The 15,720-nt window shown below is 74.5% G+C and carries 13 protein-coding genes, 1 pseudogene and 1 riboswitch; of the genes and pseudogenes, 8 read left to right on the plus strand and 6 right to left on the minus strand.

The features are described 5' to 3' along the window. Positions 1-335 precede the first annotated feature (335 nt). Positions 336-1,547 (minus strand): fumarylacetoacetase, encoded by a 1,212-nt coding sequence (fahA, locus tag P3H78_RS25520; RefSeq protein WP_276111495.1) that lies wholly within the window; start codon positions 1,545-1,547, stop codon positions 336-338. 272 nt (positions 1,548-1,819) lie between these two features. Between fahA and P3H78_RS25525 the strand changes: the two genes are divergently transcribed. The 3 genes from P3H78_RS25525 to P3H78_RS25535 all read left to right on the plus strand — a co-directional run bounded on the left by P3H78_RS25525 (position 1,820) and on the right by P3H78_RS25535 (position 4,731). After that, positions 1,820-3,070 (plus strand): carboxylate--amine ligase, encoded by a 1,251-nt coding sequence (locus P3H78_RS25525; protein ID WP_438828043.1) that lies wholly within the window; start codon positions 1,820-1,822, stop codon positions 3,068-3,070. 278 nt (positions 3,071-3,348) lie between these two features. After that, the gene (locus P3H78_RS25530) at positions 3,349-3,807 is read left to right on the plus strand and encodes a carboxymuconolactone decarboxylase family protein (RefSeq protein WP_276111497.1); all 459 of its coding nucleotides are present in this window, start codon (positions 3,349-3,351) and stop codon (positions 3,805-3,807) included. A gap of 111 nt (positions 3,808-3,918) precedes the next feature. Next, positions 3,919-4,731, plus strand: coding sequence for an HAD family hydrolase (locus P3H78_RS25535; RefSeq protein WP_276111498.1), 813 nt, complete (start codon positions 3,919-3,921; stop codon positions 4,729-4,731). 72 nt (positions 4,732-4,803) lie between these two features. Here P3H78_RS25535 and P3H78_RS25540 read toward each other — a convergent pair whose 3' ends face one another. Beyond that, the gene (locus P3H78_RS25540) at positions 4,804-5,289 is read right to left on the minus strand and encodes a transglycosylase SLT domain-containing protein (RefSeq protein WP_276111499.1); all 486 of its coding nucleotides are present in this window, start codon (positions 5,287-5,289) and stop codon (positions 4,804-4,806) included. A gap of 1 nt (position 5,290) precedes the next feature. Beyond that, positions 5,291-5,471: riboswitch (cyclic di-AMP (ydaO/yuaA leader) on the minus strand. A 568-nt stretch (positions 5,472-6,039) separates the two neighbouring features. Between P3H78_RS25540 and P3H78_RS25545 the strand changes: the two genes are divergently transcribed. The 4 genes from P3H78_RS25545 (at position 6,040) to P3H78_RS25560 (ending at position 11,265) form a co-directional block, all read left to right on the plus strand. Continuing rightward, complete coding sequence (locus P3H78_RS25545) at positions 6,040-7,050, plus strand: polyprenyl synthetase family protein (protein WP_276111500.1); 1,011 nt, start codon at positions 6,040-6,042, stop codon at positions 7,048-7,050. A 996-nt stretch (positions 7,051-8,046) separates the two neighbouring features. Next, entirely contained in the window at positions 8,047-9,276 is a 1,230-nt protein-coding gene (locus P3H78_RS25550) for a LolA family protein (protein ID WP_276111501.1), read from the plus strand. A gap of 83 nt (positions 9,277-9,359) precedes the next feature. Then, the gene (locus P3H78_RS25555; RefSeq protein WP_276111502.1) at positions 9,360-10,337 is read left to right on the plus strand and encodes an ABC transporter ATP-binding protein; all 978 of its coding nucleotides are present in this window, start codon (positions 9,360-9,362) and stop codon (positions 10,335-10,337) included. Next, on the plus strand, positions 10,324-11,265 hold the full coding sequence (locus tag P3H78_RS25560; RefSeq protein WP_276111503.1) for an ABC transporter permease: 942 nt from the start codon (positions 10,324-10,326) through the stop codon (positions 11,263-11,265). The genes P3H78_RS25555 and P3H78_RS25560 overlap by 14 nt, the downstream gene beginning before the upstream one ends. 29 nt (positions 11,266-11,294) lie before the next feature. Here P3H78_RS25560 and P3H78_RS25565 read toward each other — a convergent pair whose 3' ends face one another. Further along, complete coding sequence (locus P3H78_RS25565; protein ID WP_276111504.1) at positions 11,295-11,819, minus strand: DUF6668 family protein; 525 nt, start codon at positions 11,817-11,819, stop codon at positions 11,295-11,297. A 179-nt stretch (positions 11,820-11,998) separates the two neighbouring features. On the opposite strand from P3H78_RS25565, the gene P3H78_RS25570 reads away from it, so the two are divergent. Then, positions 11,999-13,654 carry a tetratricopeptide repeat protein gene (locus P3H78_RS25570; protein WP_276111505.1) on the plus strand — a complete coding sequence of 552 codons (1,656 nt, stop codon included), beginning with the start codon at positions 11,999-12,001 and terminating at the stop codon, positions 13,652-13,654. Positions 13,655-13,693: 39 nt separating this feature from the next. Here the strand turns inward: P3H78_RS25570 and P3H78_RS25575 are convergent, their stop codons facing one another. From P3H78_RS25575 to P3H78_RS25585, 3 genes and pseudogenes are all read right to left on the minus strand, one after another. Beyond that, positions 13,694-14,167, minus strand: coding sequence for a VOC family protein (locus tag P3H78_RS25575; RefSeq protein ID WP_276111506.1), 474 nt, complete (start codon positions 14,165-14,167; stop codon positions 13,694-13,696). Positions 14,168-14,270: 103 nt separating this feature from the next. Continuing rightward, positions 14,271-15,353: an EamA family transporter RarD gene (gene rarD, locus P3H78_RS25580; RefSeq protein ID WP_276111507.1), complete on the minus strand. Its 1,083-nt coding sequence runs from the start codon at positions 15,351-15,353 to the stop codon at positions 14,271-14,273. A 241-nt stretch (positions 15,354-15,594) separates the two neighbouring features. Further along, positions 15,595-15,720, minus strand: a pseudogene (locus tag P3H78_RS25585) (2-oxoacid:ferredoxin oxidoreductase subunit beta); the annotation flags it as partial.

The following is a 15,720-nucleotide window of genomic DNA, read 5'->3' on the forward strand; positions in this document are numbered from 1 at the left end:
CGGGCGGCAGGCCCACGCATCGCCTGCCGCCAGTATGACGCCGCCGGGCACCGGGAGGCAGGGTTCGGCACCAACCCGCCGCCCGCCGGGGCGGAGCGGCGGACCCACCGGGCGCCCGCACCGGGCACACGCCCCACCGTCCGCCGGCGGACGGTGGGGCGTGTGCCCACCGCCCCGCCGGCGCACGGCCGTTCCACATCCGTGCGCCCCTGGCGACGGGCCGCCCCCGGCGACGAGCCACCCCCGACGGTCCGCCCCCGGTGACGGTTCGCCGTCCGTGGCGCGGAGCGGCGGCCTCCGGCGGCCGTCGTCGGAGGCGGCGTGCCACCGTCGGCTCAGCTCGGGACGATGCGGCCGGACACCTCGCCCAGGCCCACGCGGACGCCGTCCGGGCCGGGGGCCCAGGCCGAGAGCGTCACGGTGTCGCCGTCCTCCAGGAACGTCCGCTTGCCCTCGGGCAGTTCCAGCGGCTCCCGGCCGTTCCAGGTCAGCTCCAGGAGCGAGCCCCGCTGCCCCGGCCCGGGGCCGCTGACGGTGCCGGAGCCGTACAGGTCCCCGGTGCGCAGCGACGCGCCGTTCACCGTCATGTGCGCCAGCTGCTGCGCCGCCGTCCAGTACATCGTGTCGAACGGCGGCTCGGACACGGTCCGGCCGTTGATCGCCACGGAGATGCGCAGGTCGTAGCCGCCCGGCTCCTCCTCGGCGTCGTCCAGGTAGGGAAGGAGGGCGTGCGTGCGCGCGGGGGGCGCCACCCGCGCGTCGTCCAGCGCGTCCAGGGGTGTGATCCACGCCGACACCGACGTCGCGAAGGACTTGCCGAGGAACGGGCCGAGGGGGACGTACTCCCAGGCCTGGACGTCGCGGGCGGACCAGTCGTTCAGCAGGCACAGCCCGAAGACGTGCTCCCGGAAGTCGCCCAGCGGCACGGCCGTGCCCCGGGCCGACGGCACGCCGACCACGAAGCCGACCTCCGCCTCGATGTCCAGCCGGACGGACGGCCCGAAGACGGGGGCCGGGTCGGACGGGGCCTTGCGCTGGCCCGAGGGCCGGACGACGTCGGTGCCCGACACCACCACCGTGCCCGCGCGGCCGTGGTAGCCGATCGGCAGGTGTTTCCAGTTGGGCGTCAGGGAGTCCTCGGCGTCCGGGCGGAAGATCTGCCCGACGTTGCGGGCGTGGTTCTCGGAGGCGTAGAAGTCGACGTAGTCGGCGACCTCGAAGGGAAGGTGCAGGGTCACCGAGGACAGCGGATGCAGGAACGGCGCGACGGTCTCCTGGTGGGAGGGCACCGTCACCCACGCCGTCAGCGCCCTGCGGACGTCCGACCAGGCCGTGCGGCCCGCCGCCAGCAGGGGGTTGAGACTCGGCCGGGCGAGCAGGGAGGCGTAGGGGGAGCCGAGCGCCTGCGCCGCCGCACCCGCGTCGAGGACGTGGTCGCCGAGCCGGACGCCGACCGTCCGCTCCTGCGCGCCGGGGCGGGAGAAGACGCCGTAGGGAAGGTTGTGCGGACCGAAGGGGTCGCCCTCGGGGACCTCGAAGGGGGGCATGGGGTGCTGCCTTCCTCTCGTGCTCTCTCTCGTGCACGCCGGGCCGGGACGCTGCCGGACCTGCCGCGCGTGCGGTGCGCTTCATGTGGTCGGGCCACACGTTACGGCTGAGTCGACTGTCTTGGGCAGTGCCTAAAGAGTTTGCAATGTCCCAATTGGCCTTGCTGGAGCAGCCAATTCCGGCTTAGCGTCCTTTGGGGGGACGCGGGCGGGGTGGGTCCGCTCGGTGAGGGGGACACGTGGGGGGACCCGTGGCCAGGAACGCCGTCAGTGTGCCGTTCGCGGCCGACCGCGACGTACCGGCCCTGATCGTGAAGTTCGGCGACTATCCGCTCCACCACGGGGGCGTCGGCGCGATCCGCAGCCTGGGCCGTTTGGGTGTCCCCGTGTACGCGATCACCGAGGACCCGTACACGCCCGCCGCCGCGTCCCGCTACCTGCGGCGCGCGTTCGTCTGGCCGACGAGCGGCACCGAGGAGGCCGGGCACCTGGTCGAGGGGCTGCTGCGGATCGGCCGCCGCATCGGCCGGCCCACCGTCCTCGTGCCCACCGACGAGGAGGCCGCGGTCCTGATCGCGGAGCACCAGGACGACCTCGCGGACGCCTTCCTCTTCCCGCGGGTCGACCCCGGCCTGCCGCGCCGCCTGGCCAGCAAGCAGGGCCTGCACGAACTGTGCGCGGAGCACGGCGTCCCGAGCCCCTCGGCCGCCTTCCCGCAGTCCCACGGCGACGTCGAGGCGTTCGCGCGGACGGCCCGCTTCCCGGTGGTGGCCAAGAACCGCGAGGCCTTCGTGCGGCGCCGGCGCCCCGCCGTGAACGGCACCACGAGGATCACCACCCGCGAGGGACTGCTGGCGCTCGCCCGCGACTGGGGCGAGGAACCCGGCGTGATCCTCCAGGAGTACCTGCCGCGGGAGGAGGCCGAGGACTGGATCGTGCACGCCTGCTTCGGCGCGGACGCGACACCGCTGGCGATGTTCACCGGGGTGAAGGTCCGCTCCTGGCCGCCGCACGCGGGCATGACCGCCAGCGCGTACGTCGTGGAAAACCCGGAACTCGCCGACCTCGCCGCACGTTTCGTCAAGCAGATCGGCTTCAGCGGCATCGTCGACCTCGACCTGCGCTTCGACCGGCGCGACGGGCAGTACAAGCTCCTCGACTTCAACCCCCGGATGGGCGCCCAGTTCCGGCTCTTCGAGAGCGACGCGGGGGTGGACGTGGTCCGGGCCATGCACCTGGACCTGACCGGGCGGGCCGTCCCGGAGGGGGAGCAGCGGACCGGTCACCGGTTCGTCGTGGAGAACATCGACCTGCCCGCCCTCCTCGCGTACCGCCGCAGCGGCTACACCACACCGCACGCGCCGGCCCGGGCGAGCGGGACGGAGCTCGCCTGGCTCGCGGGCGACGACCCGATGCCGTTCCTCACGATGGTGGCGCGCTGCGTGCGGCCGGGCGCGAAACACCTCTACCAGCTGTGGCGGACCGGTCGACGGGGCGCCGCCACGGGATCGGGCGGCGGCTGAGCCCGCCGCCCGCCGGGCCCGCACCGGCGCTCCGTACCCGGGGTCGACCCCGGAGGCCCGCACCCGGGGCCGACCCCGCCACCACCCACCCGCCGGCCGGCCCCCCTCGACCGGCCGTCGCGGCCGCTGCCTGACGTCCGTCCAGGTCGGAGCCACTCCGTGGGCGCGTGGAAACCGGTTCACGATTCCTGTCACATCTCCGGTGCCGGATCCGTCAGAGGGGTGTGAGCGTCGCCGGCGCTCGCTCGAACGGGCGGTCCGATCACAGGAGGAAGCACATGCAGGCACGGATGAAGAACCCCGCGTACGTCCTGCCGGAGGCGATGAAGGGCATCGGGAGCCTTGTGCGGGCGATCGAGCAGAGCGGCCTGGCGCAGGAGCTCGCCGAGATCGTCGCGCTGCGGGCCAGCCAGATCAACGGCTGCAGCGCATGCGTGCACGGTCACGTGGCGAACCTGCGCAAGGCCGGCACCGGCGAGGAGCGCATCGCGTCGGTGGCCGCCTGGCGCGAGGCGCCCTGGTTCACGGAGGTCGAGCGGGCCGCGCTGACGCTGACCGAGCGGATGACCCGGCTCGCCGACCGCTCGCAGGAGTCGGTGCCGGAGGACCTGTGGGACGAGTTGGCGGACCACTTCGACGAGCGGCAGCTGTCCGCGCTGATCCTGGTGATCTCGCTCACGAACATGTTCAACCGCATCAACACCACCATCCTGGAGCCCGCGGGCACCACTTGGTGAACAGCGCCTCGGACAGGGCGGGTTGAGGGATTCGGCGGACAACGGCCGGGCCGCGCGGTGCGGTCCGGCGCACGTCGGGTCGGGGGCGCGGCGGATCCGTATTCTCTGGTCATGGCCGCACCTCTTGCATATGCCCTCATCGCCACCGACCTGGACGGAACGTTGCTGCGCGGTGACGACACCCCCTCCGAGCGGTCCCTCGCCACGCTCGCGCGGGTGGTTGCGGCCGGCGCCCGCCATCTGGTGGTGACCGGGCGCCCCGCGCCGAGGGTGCGGCCGCTGCTGGACGTCCTTGGGGCCACCGGGCTCGCGGTGTGCGGACAGGGCGCGCAGCTCTACGACGCCGCGACCGACCGCCTGCTGTGGTCGGTCACCCTGGACCGGGAGACGGCGGAGACCGCGCTCGGCAAGATCGAGGCCGAGGTCGGGCAGGTGTACGCGGCGGTCGACCAGGACGGGGTCGACGGGCAGACGCTGATCGAGCCCGGCTACCTGATGCCGCACCCGACGCTGCCGTCCGTACGGGTGGAGCGGCGCGACGAGCTGTGGAGCGCGCCCATCAGCAAGGTGCTGCTGCGCCATCCCGACCTGTCCGACGACGAGTTGGCGGCGGCCGCCCGCAGCGTGGTGGGTTCGCTGGCGACGGTCACCATGTCGGGCCCGGGGACCGTGGAGCTCCAGCCCTGCGGCATCACCAAGGCGACCGGGCTGGCGATGGCCGCCGGGCACCTGGGGCTGGGCCGGTCGGACGCCCTCGCCTTCGGCGACATGCCGAACGACATCCCCATGTTCCGGTGGGCGGCCCACGGCGTGGCGATGGCCAACGCCCATCCCGAGCTGAAGGCGGTGGCCGACGAGGTGACCTCGTCGAACGAGGACGACGGCATCGCCGTCGTCCTCGACCGTTTGTTCCCGGACCGGTAGGCGCCGTCCCCACGGCGCCCGCCGGTCGTCACACCGGGGGCCCCGCCGCCGCGGGGCCCCGGCGTTGTTCTGTCAGTACGCGCTGAAGACGTTGTCGATGGTGCCGTAGCGCGCGGCCGCGTAGTTGCAGGCGGCCGTGATGTTGGCGACCGGGTCGTAGATGTTGAACGACGTGCCGGCCACGTGGTACGTGGCGAAGGTCGGCGGGATGACCTGCATCAGGCCCTTGGACGGTATGCCGGCGGCGGCGTTGGAGTCCCACAGGTTGATGGCCATCGGGTTGCCGGAGGACTCGCGCATGATGTTGCGGTAGATGCCGTTGTAGGAGCCGGGGATGCCCTTCTTGGCCATGACCGCCAGCGACTCGCGGATCCAGCCGTCGAGGTTGTTCGGGTAGGTGGCGGTCTTGACGGCGACGGGGGCGGCCGGGGTGGCGGCGGAGGCGCCGGTCGCGCCGAAGAGCGGAAGGGCGAGGACGGCGGCACCGGTCCCTGCAACGGCGAGCGTGCGGGCGAGGCGAGCGGTGCGGGTACGGCGGGGCTGACCCTTGGGGGACATGTGAATTCCTCTCCGTCGCCTGCGAGGTGAGCTGTCGGGTTCGGGCGGGGAGGTGCCCGGCCGTGCTCGGGGAGCACGAACTTCACCCCTAGCCGTCCCGGTGCGTCGTACGGGATGACGTACGGCGTCCGGACCGGCGACTTACCTGGGTCCCCCGCTCCTGCCGTGAGCGTTCGGTCGATGGGTTCCGGGCGGCGGCAGGATTCGGCGTCCGCCCGACGGCCCGGAACGTATGCGAGAGCACATGTCCGGAACAAGTACCCGATTCACACATCGACCTACTTGACCTTGATGTGAGGCATTTGAGGCACATGATCCTTTGCGACTGCACAGGCTCAACTCGCCTGTGCGAAAAGGGGAAGCGGGGGTACTCGGCGGGACCGTGTCCGACGGGGGCCGAGTGACCCAATTCACGGGCCGCACGCCCGAAGGGCATATAACGCCAAGGGGAATTGAAGTCTCAATAGGGGTGAATCGGACTCTCGCGGTAACGGTCCGGAAGCCGGTCGCGCTGAGTGACGGGGGTGGCGTGCGGGTGCACCCCCGCGCCGGGAGGGCGGTGAGTCATGACATGTGCATTCATACGAACCGATCACCCGCATGCCGGTGGTGATCCGATACCGCCTGGCCTGTATCGGTGGGCGCTGGCGGTGATCGAAACGTGACCGGATACGCTGACTTGAGTGATGGCAGCGACCTATCGACAAACGGTGTAGTCGCCAGCAGACACCAGCAGACAGGAGACCCCTCGTGACCGTCGTCGGGCCGTTCGGGCTGAGCGTGCGGGACCAGGCCCTCGAAGCCGATGTCCAGGCCGGGTTGACTGCTGTCGAGGAAGGGCTGCTCGAGGCCACCAAGAGCGAGGTCCCCTTCATCACGGAGGCCGCCCAGCACCTCGTCAGGGCCGGTGGGAAGAGGTTCCGGCCGCTGCTCGTGATGCTCGCGGCGCAGTTCGGGGACCCGTACGCGCCGGGTGTCGTGCCCTCGGCCGTGGTCGTCGAGCTCACCCACCTGGCCACGCTGTACCACGACGACGTGATGGACGAGGCCGCGGTGCGCCGGGGCGTGGCCAGCGCCAACACCCGCTGGGACAACTCCGTCGCCGTCCTGACCGGCGACTTCCTGTTCGCGCGGGCCTCGCAGATCCTCGCCGACCTCGGCCCGGAGGCGGTCCGGGTGCAGGCCGTGGCGTTCGAGCGGCTGGTCACCGGGCAGATCCTGGAGACCGCGGGACCGCAGGACGGCCGGGACCCGGTCGACCACTACCTGGACGTGCTGGGCGGCAAGACCGGCTCGCTGGTCGCGGTGTCCTGCCGCTTCGGCGCGATGATGTCCGGCGCCGACGAGACGGTCGTCGACGTGCTGACGCAGTACGGCGAGCGGCTGGGTGTGGCGTTCCAGCTGGCCGACGACGTGCTGGACATCGCCTCCGACTCGCACGAGTCGGGCAAGACGCCGGGCACCGACCTGCGCGAGGGGGTCGCCACCCTGCCGGTGCTGCGGCTGCGGGAGCGCGCCGAGCGCCTCGGACTCGCCGAGGACCTCGCGCTCTGCGAGTTGCTGGCCTCGGACCTGACCGACGACGAGCGGCACGCCCGCGCGCTGGCCGGACTGCGTGCCCACCCGGCGCTGGAGCAGGCGCGCCGGGACACCGTCCGGTACGCGGAGGAGGCGCGCGCCGCGCTGGCGCCGCTGCGGGAGTGCGACGCCAAGGCGGCCCTGATGGAGCTGTGCGACGCGGTGGTCCACCGCGCGGGCTGACGCCCGCAGCGCGGCCCGAACGCCGCCGCACCCCACCCCCGCGCCCGGCCGCGCCGGTCCGGCCGGGCCGGACCGGGCGGCCGCCCCCGCGCCCACCCGCGTCGGTCCCGTCCGGCCCTGCCGGCCCGGACCACCACCTCCACGCTGCCGCGCGCGGGCGCCGTGTCCGTGCCTCCGGGCCTCGCCGCTGCGGAGGGCCCTCTCGCCGCCCCCCGGCCTCGCCGCTGCGCGCTGCTGCCCCGTCCCGCCCGGCACCGCCGCCGGGTCTCCCCCCCCGCGACGGTGTCTCCGGCTCGGCGTCGCCGTATCCGACCTGCCCGGCCCCTGCCGGACCGGTCACGGGCCCCGTACGACGGGTGCAGCCGCGTGCCGTGACGGGGGTTCGGGTCTCCGGCGTGCACCGCCTCGCCTCGCCCCGGGCGACTGCCCGGTCCGCCCCGCGCGGATCCGACCCGTCCGGCTCCGGCCGGACCGGCGGGCGGCCCCCGTACGTCCGACACCGCCTCGCGCTGCACCGGGTGCGCCCCGTACGGCGCGCGCTGCCGTGCCCCGCACGGGGCGCGGCGCCGCCCGCCACCGCACCCCGCGCCGGGGCATCGGCCCCGCCTCCGCCACCGCGCCGGTCGCGCCGCACCCCGCCCGGATACCGCTCAGCCCGGCCCGTTGCGGCGTACCCCGTGCAGGCACCCCGCCCCGCCGCCGCCCCTCCGCCACACCGGGTGCACGGCGCGGCTGCAGGACGGCGCGGCGACCCCTACGGGGCGGTGCGTGCCCCCGGCGCCGGTGTCATACCGCAGGCGTACGCGGAGTTGAGTCCGCGGTCTGACGCTTCTTCACGGCGGATTTGGTCATATGGAAACCACGGGCACCACCGCTCCTCACCGATTCGGGTGAGAATGGCGGCTCGGGGTGGTGGGGTGCCGGCCCGCTCGGGCGAAGGCGCGAGCGGGGGACGAGGACAGACGCGCAGCCGCCGACGACGGAGGTAGGGCACACATGGCACCGTACGAAACCGACGACAGCACGCGCGCCGAGGACGCCGACGATCTGCGCGCGGGGCCGCGCCGGTCCGCACGCTACGTCGTCCCGGTCGCGGTGGTGGGGGTGGCCGCGGCGACCATCGGGCTCGTCCCCGCGCTCGCCGACTCCGGCAATCCCGACCTGCCGAAGATCACCGCGCAGCAACTCATCGAGAAAATCGCCAAGTCGGACGTCCAGCAGATGTCCGGCACGGTGAAGATCACCACCGACCTGGGCCTGCCGAACCTCGGCGGACTGCAGAACAGCATGGCCTCGGCGGCCCCCCGCGGCGGGTCCGGTTCCTCCGCCGACCCGTCCTCCAAGCTGATGGAGCTGGCCTCCGGCACGCACACCGTGCGCGTCGCGACCGACGGCCAGGACCGGCAGAAGCTGTCGCTGGTCGAGAGCGCCGCCGAGTACAGCCTCATCCACGACGGCAAGGACGTCTGGGGCTACGACAGCGCCTCCGACCAGGTCTTCCACAGCACCGCGGCCCAGGACGGCGGGAAGCGGCACGACCCGGCCCCGGCCACGCCCAAGGACTTCGCCGACCAGGCGCTGAAGGCGGCCGGCGACACCACCTCGGTCACGGTCGGCGGGACCGCCCAGGTCGCCGGGCGCGACGCCTACAAGCTGGTCGTGAAGCCGAAGCAGTCCGGCAGCACGGTCGGCGCCGTCACCATCGCGGTCGACGCGAAGACCGGCATGCCGCTGAAGTTCACGCTGACCCCGGCGAGCGGCGGCGCCGCCGTCGTGGACGCCGGCTTCACGAAGATCAGCTACGCCCGTCCGGCCGCCTCGACCTTCCGCTTCACCCCGCCGAAGGGTGCGAAGGTCACCGAGGAGAAGGACGGGGCCCACGGCGACCACCGGCACCCCAAGGGCGCCGGGCCGTCGTCGCACGGCCTGCTGCCGGGGATGCCCGGCGAGAAGGGCGCCAAGGGCGGCCGGAAGGTCATCGGCAAGGGCTGGAACTCCATCGCCGTCCTCGACACCGGCAGCAAGGGCGGCACGCCGTCCGCGTCCGGCGCGAAGGGCCTGGGCGGCATGCTCGGCTCGCTGGGCGACCCGGTGTCCGGGAAGTTCGGCAAGGGCACGGTCTTCTCGACCCGCCTGATCAACGCCCTGATGATGAACGACGGCAAGATCTACGTCGGCGCCGTCACCAAGGACGCGCTGGTCAAGGCCGCCGACACCGGCCACTGACGGCCCACGGGCACCGACCGCCCCCGGGGCGCCGACCGCCTCCGGGCGTCAGCGCCCCGGGGCACGAGGAGACGAGGGAGCCGATGGACGAGGCGTCCGCCGCGGAGCCGGACTCCGCGCGGGGCACGGGTGACGACGTCATCCGCACCCGCGCGCTCACCAAGCGCTACCGCGGCGGACAGCTCGCCGTGGACGGGCTCGACCTGACCGTCCCGGCGGGCAGCGTCTTCGGCTTCCTCGGCCCGAACGGCTCGGGCAAGACCACCACCATCCGCATGCTGGTGGGGCTGATCGAGCCCACCTCCGGCACGGCACGCGTCCTGGGCCGCCCCATGCCCCGGTCCACGCGTGCCGTGCTGCCGCACGTGGGCGCCCTCATCGAGGGCCCCGCGCTCTACGGCTTCCTCTCCGGCCGGGACAACCTGCTGCGCCTCGACGCCGCCGACCCGACCGCCGACCCCCGCACCCGGCGCACCCGGGCGGCGGCCGCCCTGGACCGGGTGGGCCTCACGGCGGCCGCGGGCAAGAAGGCGAAGGCGTACTCCCTGGGCATGAAGCAGCGCCTGGGCCTGGCCGCCGCGCTGCTCCGGCCGCGCCGGCTGCTCGTGCTGGACGAGCCCACCAACGGCCTGGACCCGCAGGGCATGCGGGAGATCCGCACCCTGGTCCGGGAGCTGGCCGGCGACGGCACGACCGTCTTCCTCTCCTCCCACCTGCTCGACGAGATCGAGCAGGTGTGCACGCACGTGGCCGTGATGGCCCGCGGCCGGCTGGTCACCCAGGGTCCGGTCGGGACCCTGGCCGCGGGGCTGCGAGGGCGGCTGGTGGTGACCACGCCCGACGCCGCCGACGCGGCACGCGTGCTGAAGGAGCAGGGGGTCGGCGACGTCGCCGCCGACGGCGACCGGGTCACCGGCGACCCGCCGGACCGCGACCTCGCCGAGCTGAACACCGCGCTGGTGACGGCAGGCGTCCGGGTCCGCGGCTTCGGCGTCGAACGGGCCTCCCTGGAGGACGCGTTCATGGCACTCACGGGGGAGGGGTTCGATGTCGCGGGCTGATCCGGAGACCGAAGGGACCGCACGGACCGCGCGGCCGGCCGCGGACACGGGGCCCGTCACGGAGCCGGCCGGTGCCGGCCGTGCGCCGAGCCCGCTGCGGACGCTCGGGCTGCTGCGCAGCGAACTGTCGACCACGTTCCGGCGCTGGCGCACCCTCGCCCTGCTGGCCGTGCTGGCGGCCGTGCCGGTCCTGGTCGGGATCGCCGTGCGGATCCAGACGGGCGACGGGCAGCAGTCCGGCCGCGGGGGAGGCGGCGGACCGGCGTTCCTCACCCAGGTCACCCACAACGGCCTGTTCCTCGTCTTCACCGCGCTGGCGGCGACCCTGCCGTTCTTCCTGCCGCTGGCCGTCGGGGTCGTCGCGGGCGACGCGGTCGCGGGCGAGGCGAACGCCGGCACCCTGCGCTACCTCCTGGTCGCCCCGGCCGGCCGCACCCGCCTGCTGGTCGTCAAGTACGCCACGACGACGGCCTTCTGCCTGGTGGCCACCCTCGTGGTCGCCCTGTCGGCGCTCGCCGTCGGTGCGCTGCTGTTCCCGCTCGGGGACCTCATGACCATCTCCGGCACCCGGATCACCTTCGCCGACGGCCTGGGCCGGGCCCTGCTGATCGCGCTGGCCGTCGCCGTCTCGCTGACCGGCCTCGCCGCCCTCGGCCTGTTCGTCTCCACGCTGACCAACAGCGGTGTCGCGGCGATGGCGACGACCGTGGGCCTGCTGATCACCGTGCAGATCACCGACCAGCTCCCCCAGCTCCACGCGATCCAGCCGTACCTCTTCCCGCACTACTGGCTGTCCTTCGCCGACCTGATGCGCGACCCGGTCTACTGGGACGACCTGGTGAAGAACCTTCAGCTGCAGGCCCTGTACGCGGCCGTCTTCGGTTCGGCGGCCTGGGCACGCTTCACCACGAAGGACGTCACCGCCTGAGAGCCCTCAGGGGGCCGGCCGCGCGGGAGTCAGCGGCTCCGGCCCGCCGCGCCCGTGAGGCGGGACAGCGGCTCCGCCTCGCGCGGCGGTCCCCCGGCGAGGTCGCCGAGCCGCCAGGCGGGCACCCACGGGACGCGGTAGACGTCGATGACCGACTCCAGTCCCTTCACGCGCTGCGCGAGCGGCCGGGGGAGCCGGCCCGGCGCGTCCGCGACGAGCACGACGGCGTCCAGGTCGAGCCCGGCGGGCGCGACCCCCCTGCGGAACGCCTCCACGCCCCGCGCCACGGAGTCGAGTCCGCTCGCATGCGTGCGGGCCACCAGCAGGACCGACGGGGGCGCGTCGGGCCCGGGCCAGTCCCGTCCGCAGTCGTGGCCGCCGTAGACCGCGGCGAGCGTGGTCGTCCCCGCGCCGCCGTGCGTGGCCACCCAGGAGAAGCGCCGGGGCGTCACGGCGCAGCCGGGTGTCCGGCCGGGCACGGGCTCCGGCACGCCGGAGCCGGGCACCGGCCCGCGGATCCAGATCTCCGGTCCCCGCCGCACACCTGTCCCCATGCCCGCCCGCTCTCCCTCACCGTCCCGACGATCCTGCCGCCCGGGGCGTTACCGGCGACACACGGAAGCCGTTCCTGGTGCGAGTCTGTGACGTCGCGGTGACGTGAGAACCGCAGGCGGGCGGAGAGACTCGACAGTACGCGTTCGACCGGATCGCACGCATCCGAGTGAGGGAGCAGATGTCTCGACTGAGCCGCGAGAAGAAGCGGGAAGAGAAGCACACCGTGCGCGCGGCGGCACCGGCCGCCGTGCCGATCGCCGTGCACGTGCCCGTGGACGGCGCGGCGGCCTCGGTCGACGGCGTGCCGGTCCGCTCCACCGCGGGTGAGGAGATCCAGCACACCGTGCTCGACCACCTGCACCGCCTCGCCCTGGCGACCGGCCGTCCCGTCCACGCGACGGTCACCGACGAGCGCATCGGCTACGTCGTCCCGCTCAGCGTCCGGGGCGACGGCTCCAGCGTCTTCACCGCCGAACCCCTGCGCACGGCTCCGCCCGCGCCGCCGGTGCCGCCCGCGCTGCCGTCGGCCGGGGGCCGCCCCGCGGCGACCGGTGACGCCCCGCGCCCGACGGCGGACCGTGCCACGCACCGGCTGCCCCGGGCGCCGGAGCCCGCGCACGCCTTCCCCGAGCCGGTGCAGGAGGACGCGGAGTCGGCGCAGCGCTTCCCCGAGCCCGCGGAGCAGCCCGGCGCGGCGGAGGAGACCCCGCACCCGGTGCGGGAGACCGCTCCGACGTTCCCGCTGCGGGCCGTGCAGGAGGCCCCGCCCGGCGGGACGGCCCCCACCTTCCCGCTGCGGGCCGTCCCGGATCCGCAGCCGTCGGGCGGGACCGCACCGACCTACGCGCTGCGGCCGATACCGGCCGTGGCCGATCCGGCGCGGACCGGGGGCGCGGCCGATCCGGCGCGGCCCGCGGACGCCGCGCGGCCCGCCACGCCGGAGCACCCGGAACCGGCGGCCCCGGAAGGTCCGGAGGCTCCGGAGACCTCGGCTGTCCAGGAGGCCCCGGCGGACCGGCCGGCTCCGGGCACGGTCACCGCACCGACCGGAGCCTTCGGCCCGCCCCCGGTCATGGACGCCCCGTCCCCGGCCGCGGACACCCCGTCCCCGGTCGTGGGCGTCCAGTCCCCGGCTGTGGGCGCCCCGGCGCCGGGCCTGAACGCCCAGCCCCCGGTCATGGACGCCCCGCCCGCACCCGCCCCGGCTGCCCGCCCCCGGCCGGCGGCCGCCCCGCGGGTGCCGATGGGATCCGAACTGATCCTCCCGGCCGAGCCGGACCCCAAGCCCACACCCGCCCGCGGCTTCGACGCCGTGGCCGAGGCCGTGCTCGGGGACGACCCGAGGACCGCGGGCGGCCCGGGCGGCGCGCTCCTGCTCGCCGAACCGCTGGCCCGCGTCAACGAGGCCGTGAAGGCGGGCCGGATCGAGGAGGCGGCGGCGCTCGCGGAGCACACCGTCGCCGAGGCGTCGGGCACCCTCGGCCCCGAGCACGCCGAGGTGCTGCGGGTGCGCGAACTCAGCGCCTACATCGCCTATCTGGCCGCCGACCCGCTGCGGGCGTTCACGCTCTCGCTGGACGTCGCCCGGGTGCGGCGCCGTGCCGGTGACGCGGAGGCCGCCTACGGCAACGTGCAGAGCGCGGCCGCCGCCTGGCGCGCGGTGCGCGACCCGGAGGAGGGCCTGCGGCTCGGCCGCGACCTGATCGACCTGTGGACCGGACTCACGGCCGAGGACGGTCCCGCGGCGGACGACATCGAGCAACTGGAATCCGCCCGGGCCCGCATGGGCCGCCTCACCGAACGCGCCCGCAGGGCCGCCCCGCCGACGGACTGACCCGGGGGCCGGACCTCCCCGGTCCCCGGTCCGGGCCCGTCAGCACACGCAGAACTCGTTGCCCTCCGGGTCGGCCATCACCACCCACCCGCCGCTGGGCTCGGAGATCTGCCGCAGCACCTTCGCCCCGAGCCCCTCGAGCCGGACGACCTCCTGCGCCCGCCGCCCCTCGCCGGGGTGCAGGTCCAGGTGGAGCCGGTTCTTGCCGGTCTTCGGCTCGGGCACCCGCTGGAACAGCACCCGCCGGCCCAGTCCGGTGCCGCGCTGCTCGTCCCACGGGTCGTCGGGGTGGCGTACGGCGACCAGGTCCCGGAAGGCGGGCCGGCCGTGGGACTCCACGGTGTCCGTGCGGGCGAGCGCGCCCGTCTCCAGCAGCCGTGCGACGAGGGCGCTGTTGTCCTCGACCTCGTAGTGCAGCGCGGCGGCGCAGAAGTCGGCCTGCGCATGCGGGTCGTCGGCGTCGACGACGAGCTTGAAGTGCACCGGGGTCGCCCCGGGGGTGGTCGCTGTCATGCGGACAGTCAAAGGGGTGCGGATGAGGAGGGCAACGGCCGTGCCGCGATCCCGGGCCGGCCCCCCGGCTCCTCCCGGGGACGGCCCGACCGGAACGAAGGCCCTACGCCTCCACGGGATCCGAACCGGCCCGCCCCGCCACCGGCGCCGCACCGCACTCCGGGCCTCCCGCCACCGGTGCCGCACCGGGCGCCGGCTGTCCGCTCGCCACCGGCTCCGTACCGGTGCGGGTCGCGACCACCGCGCCGTCCGGGAGCGCGGTGAGCGAGGCGCCGATCCGCTCCCGGACCCGGGCCGCCCGGCGGGCCGCGCGCAGCCCGTCCCCGGTCAGCAGCGCCAGCGCCAGCCACACCAGGGCGAACCCGGCCCACCGCGCGGCGGGCATGGACTCGTGGAAGTAGACGACGCCGAGCGCGAACTGGAAGACCGGGGCGAGGTACTGCAGCAGCCCCAGCGTCGACAGCGGCACCCGGATGGCGGCGGCGCCGAAGCAGACCAGCGGCAGCGCGGTGACCACACCGGTGGAGGCGAGCAGCGCGGCGTGCCCGGCGCCGTGCACGGCGAAGGTGGAGCGGCCCTGCGCGCCGAGCCACAGCAGGTAGCCGAGCGCGGGCAGGAACTGCACCGCGGTCTCCGCCGCCAGCGACTCGACGCCGCCGAGGCCGACCTTCTTCTTCACCAGGCCGTAGGTCGCGAAGGAGAAGGCGAGGCAGAGCGAGATCCACGGCGGGCGGCCGTAGCCGACGGCGAGCACGACCACGGCGGCGAGGCCGACCCCGACAGCCGCCCACTGCACCGGCCGCAGCCGCTCCTTGAGGATCAGCACGCCCATCGCGATGGTGACCAGCGGGTTGATGAAGTAGCCCAGCGACGCCTCGACCACGTGGCCGCTGTTCACGGCCCAGATGTAGACGCCCCAGTTGACGGTGATCACCGCGGCCGCGAGCGTGACGAGACCGAGCCTGCGCGGCTGCCGCAGCAGTTCCCCGGCCCAGGCCCAGCGCCGTACGGCCAGGAGGGCGACGACGACGAAGGCGAGGGACCACACCATGCGGTGGGCGAGGATCTCCGCGGCACCGGCGGGCTTCAGCAGTGGCCAGAACAGGGGGACGAGCCCCCACATCCCGTAGGCCGCGATGCCGTTCAGCAATCCGGTGCGCTGTTCGCCGGCCGGCTTCTCGGTCACGGGCCCCTCCTTCGTACCTGGCTGCGTCCCGTGCAGCAAGGACGAAGGTAAACCCGGAGACCCCCGCCTGTCATGCCCGTATCGCCATACGGTCATGACAGGCGGGACGGGGGAGGCTCCGGCACCCCACGGGGAGACGCGGAACCCCGTGCGGGACGGCCCCTTACGGGGGCCGCCGGACATGCGCCGAGGCCCGGACGGTGACCGTCCGGGCCTCGGCGGGATGGGCGCTGCGAGGCTGTCAGCCGGTGACGGTCCAGGTGTCGGTGCCGGTGAGGAGGGCGGCGAGGTCGCCTTTGCCGTGTTGTTCGGTGGCGGTGTCGAGTTGGTCGGCCATGGCGGTGTCGTAGACGGGGCGGTCGATGGA

The sequence above is a fragment of the Streptomyces tropicalis genome (assembly GCF_029269835.1).
In the GTDB taxonomy this organism is placed as follows: domain Bacteria; phylum Actinomycetota; class Actinomycetes; order Streptomycetales; family Streptomycetaceae; genus Streptomyces; species Streptomyces tropicalis.